This window comes from Dendrosporobacter quercicolus, from assembly GCF_900104455.1.
Classification (GTDB): domain Bacteria; phylum Bacillota; class Negativicutes; order DSM-1736; family Dendrosporobacteraceae; genus Dendrosporobacter; species Dendrosporobacter quercicolus.
On record NZ_FNHB01000001.1, the window covers coordinates 800,122 to 812,806 of the forward strand.

At 49.7% G+C, this 12,685-nt stretch carries 10 protein-coding genes; 2 read left to right on the forward strand and 8 right to left on the reverse strand.

What is annotated here, in order from left to right:
- Positions 1–86: 86 nt before the first annotated feature.
- Entirely contained in the window at positions 87–1,055 is a 969-nt protein-coding gene (gene gpr / locus BLR06_RS03935) for a GPR endopeptidase (RefSeq protein WP_092068555.1), read from the reverse strand.
- Between the two features lie 140 nt (positions 1,056–1,195).
- Between gpr and rpsT the strand changes: the two genes are divergently transcribed.
- Entirely contained in the window at positions 1,196–1,459 is a 264-nt protein-coding gene (rpsT, locus tag BLR06_RS03940; protein ID WP_092068558.1) for a 30S ribosomal protein S20, read from the forward strand.
- 52 nt (positions 1,460–1,511) lie between these two features.
- Here the strand turns inward: rpsT and holA are convergent, their stop codons facing one another.
- The 7 genes from holA to BLR06_RS03975 form a co-directional block, all read right to left on the reverse strand.
- Positions 1,512–2,540: a DNA polymerase III subunit delta gene (gene holA, locus BLR06_RS03945; protein WP_092068561.1), complete on the reverse strand. Its 1,029-nt coding sequence runs from the start codon at positions 2,538–2,540 to the stop codon at positions 1,512–1,514.
- Positions 2,541–2,552: 12 nt separating this feature from the next.
- Positions 2,553–4,922 (reverse strand): DNA internalization-related competence protein ComEC/Rec2, encoded by a 2,370-nt coding sequence (locus tag BLR06_RS03950; protein WP_092068566.1) that lies wholly within the window; start codon positions 4,920–4,922, stop codon positions 2,553–2,555.
- Positions 4,923–5,170: 248 nt separating this feature from the next.
- Positions 5,171–5,866, reverse strand: coding sequence for a TetR/AcrR family transcriptional regulator (locus BLR06_RS03955; protein WP_245698008.1), 696 nt, complete (start codon positions 5,864–5,866; stop codon positions 5,171–5,173).
- Positions 5,867–5,967: 101 nt separating this feature from the next.
- Positions 5,968–6,990, reverse strand: coding sequence for an ABC transporter substrate-binding protein (locus BLR06_RS03960; RefSeq protein ID WP_092068569.1), 1,023 nt, complete (start codon positions 6,988–6,990; stop codon positions 5,968–5,970).
- Positions 6,991–7,007: 17 nt separating this feature from the next.
- A complete protein-coding gene (locus tag BLR06_RS03965) occupies positions 7,008–7,784 on the reverse strand; it encodes an ATP-binding cassette domain-containing protein (protein WP_092069849.1) in 777 nt (258 codons plus the stop codon).
- A 15-nt stretch (positions 7,785–7,799) separates the two neighbouring features.
- Positions 7,800–8,900, reverse strand: a complete 1,101-nt coding sequence (locus BLR06_RS03970) for a FecCD family ABC transporter permease (RefSeq protein ID WP_092069852.1) — start codon at positions 8,898–8,900, stop codon at positions 7,800–7,802.
- 196 nt (positions 8,901–9,096) lie between these two features.
- Entirely contained in the window at positions 9,097–11,025 is a 1,929-nt protein-coding gene (locus BLR06_RS03975; RefSeq protein WP_245698010.1) for a TonB-dependent receptor plug domain-containing protein, read from the reverse strand.
- Between the two features lie 430 nt (positions 11,026–11,455).
- On the opposite strand from BLR06_RS03975, the gene BLR06_RS03980 reads away from it, so the two are divergent.
- Positions 11,456–12,682, forward strand: coding sequence for an MFS transporter (locus BLR06_RS03980; RefSeq protein ID WP_092068572.1), 1,227 nt, complete (start codon positions 11,456–11,458; stop codon positions 12,680–12,682).
- Positions 12,683–12,685: the final 3 nt, after the last annotated feature.

Here is a 12,685-nt window from a genome sequence, read left to right on the forward strand (position 1 = left end):
GATTTTCGTTTACATACAATGTATATGCTTGGCAACTTTATGATATTACACAGTGCTGCCGCTGAACACGACGGCCGGCGGCGGCGTCAGTGCAAATAAATATGGATATTCTCGTAATCAATGCCGGGATGCATTGCCTGATTAATTCCTCCGGCGACTACATCGGCAATATCGGCAATCAGCCGGTCGACCTCCTTCGGCGTGACCATTAAATCGCCCAGTGTATCCGGCAAGACCTGACGCACAATAACCTGCCGGTCCTGTTCGGTCAGGTTTTCCATGCTTTTAAAATAGCGGGCGAACGAAGAATGTTCTTGTAAAGTATGGATGGTATCCATGGCAATTGTAGAAGCATGAACAACCGTGGGCACGCCAATGGCAATCACCGGCACGCCAAGCGATTCCTGAGTTAACCCGAATCGTTTATTGCCCACGCCTGAGCCGGGATGGATGCCGGTATCGGCCAATTGCACCGTTGTAATCACTCTGTGGCTTGAAGCTGCAGCCAGAGCATCAATGGCAATGACCAAATCCGGCTTTATTTTACTGGCAATACCGTGAACAATTTCAGCGGTTTCCATGCCGGTAATTCCCAAAACGCCCGGTGCAATCGCACAGATTGACCGTACGCCGCCTTTCAGTTCCGGTGAAAGCATATCCTGCAAGTGTCTGGTTACCACAATCTTATCCACTGCCCGCGGCCCCAGAGCATCAGGTGTAACATTCCAGTTGCCCAGGCCTACCACCAGAATGGTGGCGTCGCGCGGTAATTGGGCCAGTCCGGCCAGTTCCTGCGCCAGATAGTTCATGATTTTTTCCTGCAGGGGCGTATTTTTATACCGCAAACCCTGGGCTTCAATTGTTACATACCGCCCCTGTGTCTTTCCCATCAGCCGTTCTGCTTCCGGTGTGGTAATATTTACGCGGGTAATGAGAATTTCATCGTCTTCGCTGGTTTCTACCAGTACGCCGGGTACCTCCTGGCTGACCTGTTTTGTAATCATTTCCCGCGCCTCTAACGCTAAATCAGTACGCGGCGTATTTGCTGCCTGCATCTTATAGCTCCTCCAACCAATAGAATATTAACCCTATGTTAACCGGGATGCCTGACAACTATTCAACACAAGATACTTGCATTTTCTATGGACACGTGCTAGAATATTTTAGGTAATATGGTCATAAGGAGGTGAAAGATTTGCCAAATATAAAATCATCCGAACGCAGCATAAAAACTGACGCTGAACGGCGCGCTAAAAACTTTGCTGTAAGGTCATCGATCAGAACGGCTACCCGCAAAGTAACTGAAGCTGTAGGTGCTGGCAATAACGCTGATGCTAAAGCCCTCCTGACCAAAGCCAGCAGCACGATTGATAAAGCAGCCGGAAAAGGCGTTCTTCATAAAAATGCAGCAGCCCGTAAAAAATCCCGCTTAGCCCGCAAAATTAATGCGTTAGGCTAAGGCGAATATCGCAAAATGAAAACCTGTCCGCCAACGGACAGGTTTTTTATTTTTACCGGCACATTTCAATGATGATTTGTTCCAAAGCCACGCTTGTTGTCCGGCCGGACTTCAGGTTTCGGTCAGCCTCGGCCAGACCGAGAAGGGCGGCTTTTAATACCGGTTCGGAAAAGCCCCGGCACTGCTTGACAAGCTTCTCCGCAATAAACGGCATTACCCCCAGTTCACCGGCAATTTGACTGGCGCTGCAACCGCCGGCCGCCAAATTCCGGGCCTGCCATAACAATCTCACCTGCCGGCCCAATAGCGACAATATTTTTATTGGGTGCTCCCCGGTCGCCAGCTGCTCGCCAAACAGCAGCAGCGCCTTGGGCGTATCCTTAACACTAATGGCGTCAATCATGGAAAACACCGATATTTCCGGTATGGCCGCCAAAGTTTCGTTTAAATCAGCTTTAGTAATGACCTTGCCATCGGCATATAATGCCGCTTTCTCCAGTTCATGGTCAAGGAAACCTAAGGCGGTCGGGGACATGACACTGACAATTGACAAGAAATACTCTATGGCCTCAGGCGCCATTCGTTTGCCAAGCTCATTCAGTTTATTGGGCAGCCACAGCCTAATATCCCTGGGTTTTAACGGGGCTACTTCTACGACAGCACCCAGTTTTTCAATATTCTTGTATAGTTTGCGCCGCTTATCCGCCTTATCTGCGGTAATAAATAACACGTGGCTATATCCAGGTATATTGGCCAGCACCTTTAACAGCCGTTCGTCGGTATGATCGTTTTCGGACTCGACGGAGCCTTTGCGGCCGCGAAACAATCCTGAATTACGGACTACAATGACGTTTTTTTCGCCGCAAAACGGTACTGTTTCAATAAGACCGGCCAGTTCCTGTAACACAGGATCGCCATTGACGATATTCAAATTCATATCCCTGTCAGCCGGCGCCAATATTGCATTGACAATCGCCTGCTCCAACTGACGGGCTAAATAAACCTCTTCGCCATGAATGAGGTACACCGGCTTGAGCAGGCCTTGCCTAACCTGGGCCAGCACATTGATATAACTACTCATCACACCCTCCTTTCAAGGCAGGAAACTACTGACAGACAGCTTCTTGCCATCTGTTTGGAATACCACCGCGCCCTGTTGATCGGTACGGTAGGTTTTAATCCGCCGGGCTGACAACCGTTGTAAAATTTCCGGATGCGGATGACCAAACCGGTTTCCGGCGCCGGCCGAAATGACCGCATATTCCGGTGCAACCAGCTGCAAAAACGCCGGACTTGTTGAAGTTTTGGCCCCGTGATGACCAACTTTAAGAACCGTGCTGGCAATCGGCGTCCCGGCTGCCAGTACAGCTTCCTCGCCCGGTCTTTCCAGATCGCCGGTAATCAGGAAGCTGTGCTTTCCATAACTGATTCTAATTACATTGGAAGCCTCATTGTCAAACCGGGCAGCTTTGCTGTCCACCGCATGAACCACTTCCAGCAGGACTGAATCCAGCCATATTTTTTGACCGGTATAAGCGGGAATGAACCTCTGTCCCTTCAATGCCAAGGCCAATTGATCCACTGCCGGTGAATATCTCTCCCGCGCCACCAGGATATGGCTGATGGGAATTTTTCCGGCGACAGCCGCTGCGCCGCCGGCATGATCCTGATGTCCATGGGTCAAGATGAGATAGTCCAGCCGCTCAATTCCATAATGCCTGAGATAGGGGACAACCACCCTTTTGCCAATATCAAGCGCCGATTGACTGCTGGCTCCGCCTGTATCAATCAGCACCGCCCGGCCCTGTGGTGTAACGACCAGGGTTGCATCCCCCTGCGCCACATCAATAAAATGAACGTTCAGGGGCTGCGGCCTGCTCTGATAAACCATAAAGCTCAGCCCCAGAACAAGGACAATAGCCAGACTTTGCCGCGGCCAGCATTGGGCCGCCTGCAACAGGCTCGGAATGCGCAGCGGGGTATAACCGAACAGCCAGCCTAGAAAAATATAATAAACCAAACCGGCAAAAATATCAAATGGCGGCAAATAAACGGTCCCGCCCGGAATGGCTGCCAGCCCTTTGGTCAAAGTAATGACAATCCCGATTAAAAAACTGCAGATAAGCAACGCCAGGTCACCCGCCACCGGTAAAACAGCATTTACCGCAAGCCCGGCCAGGCCGAGCACAACGACAACTTCCACCAGTGGAACGACAATGAAATTAGCGACGAAGGCGCTCAGCGAAAAAGCGTTAAAATACCAGGCGACAAACGGCAGAACACCCAGCTGGGCCGCCAGGGTCAAGGACACCGCCGCTGCCGGCAGAGCGGGCAGAAAATTCAGCCGCGTCTTTAATTTGGGATATAAATAAATCAGTCCGGCGGTAGAACCAAAGGATAATTGAAAGCTGATATCAAAGATCAGCGACGGCTGAATAATCACCATAGCCAGGGCGGTTATGGCCAAGGCATGACCGGCGTCTCTTTCCCGTCCCAGCGCAATTGCCCCGACAGCCGTTATGCCCATAACCGCCGACCGTACCACCGGCGGAGTTAACCCGGCAAACGCACCATATGCCGCAATTACTGCCGTCACCAGCAAAGCCGCCCGCTTTCCGCCAACGTTAAATAAAGTGCACAGCCAGTACACGGCGCCGGCCACTAATGCGATATGCGTGCCCGACACCGACAAAATGTGCACAATCCCGGTAGCTGAAAATGCCTCAACAACCTCCGGCTCAATTCCCGCATAACCGCCAAATAATATGCCGAACAGCATGGCCGCCTCGGACTCCGGCATCACTTTTTGCAGTGTCAGCAAAGCCTTTTCCCGCATCAAATGCAAGGCTCCCTGCCAGCGATAAGCACCCTCGCCAGTCAGCTTGACACCGTCAAACCCGGCATTCATCCTGGCAATTACACCCGCTCGCCTTAAAGCAGCCACCGTATCAATCAGGCCCGGATTATGAAAGCCGTGCAAATTTTCCACCCGGCCTTTGACAATACATTCGCCGCCAGGCCAGCCGGTCTTGCTATGCCTGTCCTGCCGGGAGCTAACCATGATCTTTCCCGCTCCGGGCAGTTTCCGCCCTCCCGCCAATGCAATACCATTCACATCTACTACATAGCGCACGCCCATCTGCTTTTCATTGAGGACATAAGTCCGGGGCGTCTCACAAATTGTTCCATACACGGTAACTGTCTGGCCCGCATAATGGCTTACGGCATAAGCCGGCAAAGTGTTTTCATGAGTAAAACGGATTGCACCTAAGCATAAAAACAGCAGTACCAGCAGGATGCCGGCGGAGAAATGCCGCCGGTAAACCGCCCGCACGGCCAGGACGGCAATCAGCAAGGCCGGAAAAATCAGCGCAAGGGCCGGTAGGTCAAACCGGCTTGCCAGCCATATACCGGTAAGAACAGCCGCCGCCAAACAATTAATCAAGCCTAAGCTGTATTTCATAACTGTTTAAGTACGAATGATATCGCAACCTCCATTATACAATAACGTTCATGTCAGTTCTAAAACGGGGTTGATGCTCTACTAGGGTCATTTCTGTTTTAACCCATCAAATCCTGCTAAATATTTACAATCTTACAAAATTGCCGAAAATCAGGAACGGCTCCCGCTTGCCGGTAAAAAAACCGGCAAGCGGAAGCCGTTCCTGTAATAAACACCTGTTTAAAGCTTAGAAAGCTGCCTTAATGTTGTCATCGGACAGCCTTGGGGGCCAAAGCATCTGCCGCATATTGAGCCTGTTCTTTCTCCGGCAGGTCAAACTGAATGCTGGCGGCCTGTAAGCCCAGCAAAGCCTCAATTAAATTGCCGGCGATTTTCAGCTTGTTATTCATGACGGCCGGATCAGCCTCATGACCAAACTCGGAGGGAGAGCTGGCCTCCAGCAAAGAAGCCATAATCCCGGCAAAAAAGGACAGGGTTTCATCCATATGAATAACCCTGGTGACGCCCTCCCGGTTGCCCTGTTCTAAAATACACCGTAAAATGGGCGTGGTTGCGATTAAAGTCTGCCGCCACAGTTTATTAATTAATTGACCTTGCTTTTCTTTATACAAAATCTTGGCAATTAAACCGGATTCATCATAATAGCACAGCTTATAAAACAGCTTAAAGAACAACTGCAGCTTTTCCAGGGCGGTATTCTGCCGAGCATAGGCTGAGTGCACTTCCAAAATCATCTTTCGGATATAACGGTCAAAGATGGCCTCCAGAATGACTTCCTTGGAAGCAAAATGATAATAAAACGTCCCCTGCGCAACGCCGACTTTTTTGACAATCATACTTACGGTAGTTTGTTGATAGCCTGCTGAGATAAATAATTCCTCGGCTGCATCCATAAGTTCAGCCTGACGCACTTCAGGTTCTTTGCTGACTCTAGAGATAATCAACACCTCTTTTTCGCTACTGACTAAAGTCAGTTAACATTTTAAATAATATTTTGCTCAGTGTCAAGAAATTTTTGGCATTATTGCCCTGTCCGCCAGCTCACTTAAAACGTATCCGGATACAAACCGGCGGCAATTTTCTCAATTGCATCGATCGTACGGATACCGCCGTTATTTACCGTAAAAAAGGGCAGATTAATGATATTTCCTTGTTGAATAGCCCGCATGCTGCGCAGCTCGGCTATTGCCTGCAAGCTTTGGACTGCCTCTTTATCGCCAAGATCTTCCGTTGGCCTTTGCTGATTGAAAGATACAAAAATAATCACATCCGGGTCAAAAGACAAAACTTTCTCCGCACTGACAAAGGAAGTTCGTTCTTCGCACAGATTCCGGCCGCCGGCGAGTTCAACGATGTGGCTGATCAGGTACTGGCTGTCGTAAAGAGAAAAAGTTCCGTTGAAATGATCCTGCAAAACGATGACCGTCTTTTTTTGCGGCAAATCCTTGACTGCCTGCTGCACTTTATCCACACGGTTTTTCAGATTCTGGACATAAGGGCCGGTAACCTGCCGAATGTCAAAAATCCTGCCCATATCCGCAATACTGCGATAAACTGTATCCTCCAGCGTAGGCCTGGTCTTTAGTAATGTGCTTGGCAGTATATAGGTTCCTACACCGCGCTCCTGCCAGGCCTGCACCTCCCCCATACCATTGGGGGAAAACTGCTGAACCCAGCCGATGATCATGTCAGGCTGCATTTCCAGCAGTTCCTCTGCTGACGGCATATACTGCGCCTTGGTTATATTCAATCCGGCATATTTTTCAGCCACCCGCTCCACCGGGCTGCCATAGGGGGCAATTGTCGCTAAAATATGGTTCTCCAGACCAAGCTCCAATAACAGCTCTGTTGCGCCCGGATGAGTGAGCACCACTCTTTGCGGAACTTTACGGTAAGTATATTCAACGGTGTTTTCCGCATAATCATAATTGGCAATTGTGACCGCTTTGGAGTCCGGCTGAACCGCCCCGGCTCCGGATTCGACTCCGGCCTGCTTTGATCCGCAGGCTGTGATCAACAAAGCAGCCCCCAGCATACCGGCGGCGATCAACTGTTTACATTTGTTCATACGCCCGCCCTCCTTCCTCACACCTGCCCGCAGACAGGATAATAAGTAATTGCCAGGCAGCCGGTAGCAGGGTTTTCCTTAATATCGCAATCAATTTCATACACTTCCCTAACCAACCCGGGCGTCAGAATTTGCCTGGGCTTGCCGCTGGTCATTACCGCACCGCCTTTAAGAACATATAACTGATCACAATACATGGCAGCCAGGCTGAGGTCATGCAGCGCCGCCAGAACGCCAATGCCGAGCGCTTTGACAATCGCCAGCAATTCAAGCTGATACTTAATATCGAGATGATTGGTCGGTTCATCCAGGAGCAGCACCTGGGGCTGCTGAGCTAAAGCCCTGGCCAGAATAATCCGCTGCTTTTCGCCGCCGGACAGAGTCGAAAAGCTGCGGTGGGCATAGCTTTCCATCCCCACTGTTTTTATAGCCGCCAGCGCAATCGCATAGTCTTCCTGACGATCAGCCTCCAGCATCCCCTTATGCGGCGTCCGTCCCATCATGACCATCTCAAAAACACTAAAATCAAAATTAACCTGATTAAACTGGCCTACAACTCCCAGTTTCTTCGCCGATTCCGTCAGGCTGAAACTTTGCAGACTCCGCCCGTCAAGCAGAATGGCTCCGCTGCCGGGTTTGATCACCCGGTAAATGGTACGAAGCAAAGTTGATTTTCCGCTGCCGTTTGGACCGATCAGCCCAACAAAATTGCCCTGCTTCACCTCCAGTGAAACATCCTTAACAACCTGTTGCCTGCCAAGCTCTACGCTAATGTTTTTCAAAGCTAAATTCACCACGCCAAGGCCTCCTTATTGACCGCCGAAATGAACAGAATGCTTAACCAGAATGTACATAAAGAAAGGAGCGCCGACCAATGCGGTAAGGATGCCGATCGGCAATTCACCGCTTGTTAAAACAATACGGGCCAGGACATCCGCCCAGATCAGAAAAATTGCGCCGGTCAGAATGGCTGCCGGCAGCAAACGCCGGTGATCGGCGCCAACCACACCGCGCGCTACGTGGGGAACAACCAAACCGACAAAGCCGAAAATACCGCATACGGCAACAATTAAGCCGGTAATCAGCGCTGTAATGACTAAATACAACTGGCGGACCCTTGCTAAATCAATGCCTAAGGTAATTGCCGTTTCCTCCCCCAACAACAGGGTATTTAAAATACGGAACTGCGTAAGGAAAAAGATACAGCTGGCGGCAATGCCGGCTGCCGGCAAGGCCAGATTGTCCCATTTGGCGGCAGCCAGCGAACCCATTGTCCAGAAGGCAACGCTGCGCACGCCTTCGGCATTGCTGGAGAGATAAACAATAAAGTTGGCTAAAGCAATGAATAAAGCGCTGGCGATCGAACCGGCCAGAATCATTTTGACCGGGGAAGCCCGTCCCCCAATACCCGACAGCGTCATGACAAACAACGAAGCGGCAAGCGCGCCGATAAACGCCCAGACGGCTGTTCCTAAACCAAACAGCACTCCGGCTAAACCGCCGATCAGGATGGAAAAAGTCGCGCCAAGTGATGCCCCGGCGGATATACCCAGCAAATAAGGTTCAGCCAGAGGATTTTGCACCGCCGCCTGCATTACTGCACCGCATACTGCCAAACCTGCGCCGACAACAGCCGACATCAGCACCCGCGGCAGACGGATTTGCCAGATAATATCCAGATGAGCCTGAGATACCGGCCCGGCAATATCATTGAGAGGCAAATTGAATACTTTCGCTAAAATAATGCGGTAAGCATCGCCGGGAGCAATTTTTGCCGATCCCAGGCATACCGCCAGCAACATGGAAACCAGGACAGCGATGCCCAAACAAGCCAGAAAGAAAGTAAACATTCGTTGTTTTTGAATCATACCTTCCGGCTGAACTAAAAATTGCGGATTGAATTGCGCCATGTAGTTTATCTCCCTGGTATCTTTATTTGCAAACAAATACTTTAGATAGTTGAAAAAGATTATCAGTATTATTTTACCTGCTAACTGCAATTTAGCAAGGACTAATTTCCCTTCCATATAATAGAACAGGACCTGCACCGCCCAAATGCCACTGAGCAGTGCCTGTCCTGCCTTCAAACAGATTGCCCGGCTTTGGTTACATCCGGTGTTCTATACCGACAAAAAAGCTGCGCCCTGCCATTGGATAAGAGCCGGGCTCGTACCAGACATTGCCAATCAGTTCATAAGCCTCATCCGTTAAGTTATACGCATTCGCATAAATACGGGTTGTTGGATTGATCTGATAATGAACAGCCAAATCCATGGTCAGATAAGATTCGGAAGTAAACTTCTCTAAACTGCGATTCGTTGCAGCCCGTAAAGTAAGTCCGGCCTTCCATTTATCCTGATGATAATCAAAGCCTAAATGATAACCGTTGGGCTGGCTGTTTTTAGGGTCGTCATAATAGCCGGTGCTATTGGCTGTGGTCTTAATTTGCGCATAGGAATAACCTGCCGTCACATCCCATTGCGGCGATAATGTTTTCGTTAAGCTAATGTCCAAACCTTTTCGTTTTTCCCGGTCTACATTTTCATAATAGCCGGGATCTTCAGCCGGCCAGAAAGATTTCCACTGGATCGCATTTTTCAGGCGGCTGCTATATACACTGGCCTGCAATTTGGTGCCATCCCCCAGCTCCGTGTTCATCCCAACGGTTATGGTATTGCCTTCCTCGGGTTTTAGGCTTGGATTGCCAACCCAGTAAATTGTATTGCTGAATAGCTGCGCCACGGTGGGGTTCCTGACAAATTGCCCCCAGGATGCATAGATATTGGTAGTGGCGTCAATTTCCCGGTTGATCGACAAGCGGGAGGTCGTATTATCGCCAACAATGCTTTGATCATCATAACGGGTGCCGACGCTGAGTGTCCAATTGTCGGGCAGCTTCCATTGATTTTCTAAAAATACAGATTTAGTCGTAACGCCGCGGTTGATGGTGTCTTTATCGTCCAAATGCTCTTTGAGCCAATTGGCGCCGCCTACCAAAGTGTGGTTTTCACTTAACTTCCAGTTTTGCTGCCATTCCGCTCCATTGGCATAGAGATCATACGTATAGGGACTAACCCCGTCCGATTTTACTAAGGATTGATAAAGCGTTCCGTCTGAGGTATTGCGATATACCCGAAAAAAGTTGGCTGCACCGCTGTCTTGATTCCAGCGATATGTTAAAGCAACATTATTGCTGGTAAGATCCTGCCTGCCGGCAGGATTTGCGGCGCTGCCGTCAGCGATTAAGGCTGCACCGAAAGCGCTCTGATCATTGGTATGTTCCCACTGAAAGGAAAGATCGCGGCCATTGCCCAGTTCCTTATCCAGACGCAGTGTGACTAAATCCTGGTCGATGTCGCTGGCGGCATGGGTTCTGGTCTTTCCGGTTACAGCATCTTTATATTCAAAATCATCGCGTTTCTTTTGCTCGGCGGTAAGTAGATAACGGATATCGCCGGCCGTTCCCTCCGTCGTCAGGCTATAGCGCTTAAAGCCCCAGTTGCCAAACTCCGCGGCTGCCGCCGTACGGCTCTCGTCTCCTCTCCGGGTAATAATATTGATTACCCCGCCGACCGCATCACTCCCGTAAAGAGACGAGCCGGGCCCCCGCAAAACTTCAATGCGTTCGATATTTTCCACTGATAAGCCATCAATATTGATTACATGGTCATTGCCGCTGAACATCAAATGGGGCCAGTTCATTTTGCGGCCGTCAACCAGAATCAGCACACGATCATCGCCATTGAGTACCGGAAATGAGCCAAAGCTGGTTGATCCGGTATTGACATTTTTGCTTCGCAGCACATCCGATATCCGGGTAAAACCACCCTTTTCAATTTCCTCGCCGGTAATAACAGTTACATGAGCCGCCACTTCCGTTAATTTTACCGGAATACGGTTAGCTGTAACAACATACTCATCAAACGTATACTCCTGTTCAGTCTCTTCGGCTGACCCCAGTCCGGTCATTCCGAATAACAGGGCACTGCTCATCAGTGCGCACAACATTTTCTTCCGCTTATGGTTAATGATCATCTTCCCCTTTCAACCAGGCCTGCTCACTGCCGTCATGGAGGCAGCAGCTTTTTACCCTTTAGCAACACTTTACCTCGTGTTATGTAACAAATATCCCATCACCGACTGATTTCAGTCAGTTGGTGAGTCATTACCAATCTATGTCATACCATCGCCCCTGTCCGTTTCCGCTCATACATTTTACATGAGCAAAATGTCATTTGACGTTTAACCAGAAATCAACATATAATAGTCCCAGATACTTTTTGCCACTTCTCATGGCCTTTCTAATTGACTGTTGTCAGTCAATTAGAAAGTTCAATCTTATTGATCATGATAATCACAATCAATAAGATTATAATCCCTGCACTTAAGCAAGTCAATACGTTAATTAAAATTATAAAATTAAGTAGTCAGTATTTAAAATTACAACAGAAAGGCTGTCACTATCATGATTACCGTCAATTGCCACAATGCACCACTGGTCATTCTCATTATCAATATGTTTATCGCCCAGCTTGGCGTCGGTCTGATTATTCCGGTATTGCCGAAATACATGCAGCTATTTGCCGCCAGCGGGGCCGTTCTTGGCTATCTGGTATCGGCAATGGGGTTAACATTGTTTTTGTTTTCACCGCTGGCCGGAGAATTATCGGACCGTTACGGCCGCAAAAGAGCGATTGTATTTGGACTAAGCATGTTCTGTTTATCGCAGTATCTCTTCGGTGCAGCCAGTGAACTATGGCTGCTTTATGTATCCCGGCTGATTGGGGGGATCGGTATCGCTTTCACCTCACCGGCCATTACCGCCTACATCGCCGACATTACCACCGAAGACGAACGCGGAAAAGGCATGAGCTGGCTAAGCGCAGCCATGGCCTTAGGCATTGTGATTGGACCCGGCGTTGGCGGGGTGCTGGCCGAATATGACTTACGCCTTCCCTTTTATTTCGCCGCCGTCGCCTCTGCCCTGTCTATGCTGGCTTCCATACTGGTTTTACCGGAAACATTATCACCAAAAATAAAGACAGCCGCCGGCAAGGCGGAAAAAAAACAGCCGCGAAATGTCCTCCGTCATTTTGCAGCCTCCTTCCAAACGCCCTATTTATCCCTGCTGGTGCTGTTCTTTATCCTCACTTTTGCCTTAGTCAATGTTGAAGTAGTTTTCGGCTTGTACCTCGCTGTGAAATACGGCTATACGCCGCAGGATATCGCCATTTTATTCACCGTTGGGGCAGCAGCCGGTGTAATAATCCAGGCGTTATTCATGGATTGGCTGCTGCGCCGTTTCGGCGAACAGCAAGTAATCCGCTTGTCGCTGAGTTTGGCGGCAATAGCGCTGCTCTTACTGTTGGTTCCCAAGACCTATTTTATGCTGCTTTCCGTCACCGTTTTCTTTTTCTCATTTACCGCTGCCCTGCGCCCCGCCCTGACCACGCTGTTGTCCAAACTCGCCGGGGCGGAGCAGGGTTTTGCCGCCGGCTTAAGCAACGCTTATACCAGTCTGGCCATTATTGCCGGACCGGCCGCTGCCGGACTGCTGTTTGACCTTCATACAGATTTGCCTTATCTCTTTGGCGCTGTCCTTATGCTGGCCAGCCTGGCTGTTCCACTGAAAGAACGACAGCCGGAAACAGCGCTGTCCGCCGTTCAAACTGAGCGGACGGATACGATTTAAAAT

Coding starts and splice junctions, on each gene's coding strand:
- BLR06_RS03975 (WP_245698010.1), bottom strand. CDS start 11,025: ATGATCATTAACCATAAGCGGAAGAAAATGTTGTGCGCACTGATGAGC.
- BLR06_RS03980 (WP_092068572.1), top strand. CDS start 11,456: ATGATTACCGTCAATTGCCACAATGCACCACTGGTCATTCTCATTATC.
- gpr (WP_092068555.1), bottom strand. CDS start 1,055: ATGCAGGCAGCAAATACGCCGCGTACTGATTTAGCGTTAGAGGCGCGG.
- BLR06_RS03950 (WP_092068566.1), bottom strand. CDS start 4,922: ATGAAATACAGCTTAGGCTTGATTAATTGTTTGGCGGCGGCTGTTCTT.
- BLR06_RS03960 (WP_092068569.1), bottom strand. CDS start 6,990: ATGAACAAATGTAAACAGTTGATCGCCGCCGGTATGCTGGGGGCTGCT.
- holA (WP_092068561.1), bottom strand. CDS start 2,540: ATGAGTAGTTATATCAATGTGCTGGCCCAGGTTAGGCAAGGCCTGCTC.
- BLR06_RS03970 (WP_092069852.1), bottom strand. CDS start 8,900: ATGGCGCAATTCAATCCGCAATTTTTAGTTCAGCCGGAAGGTATGATT.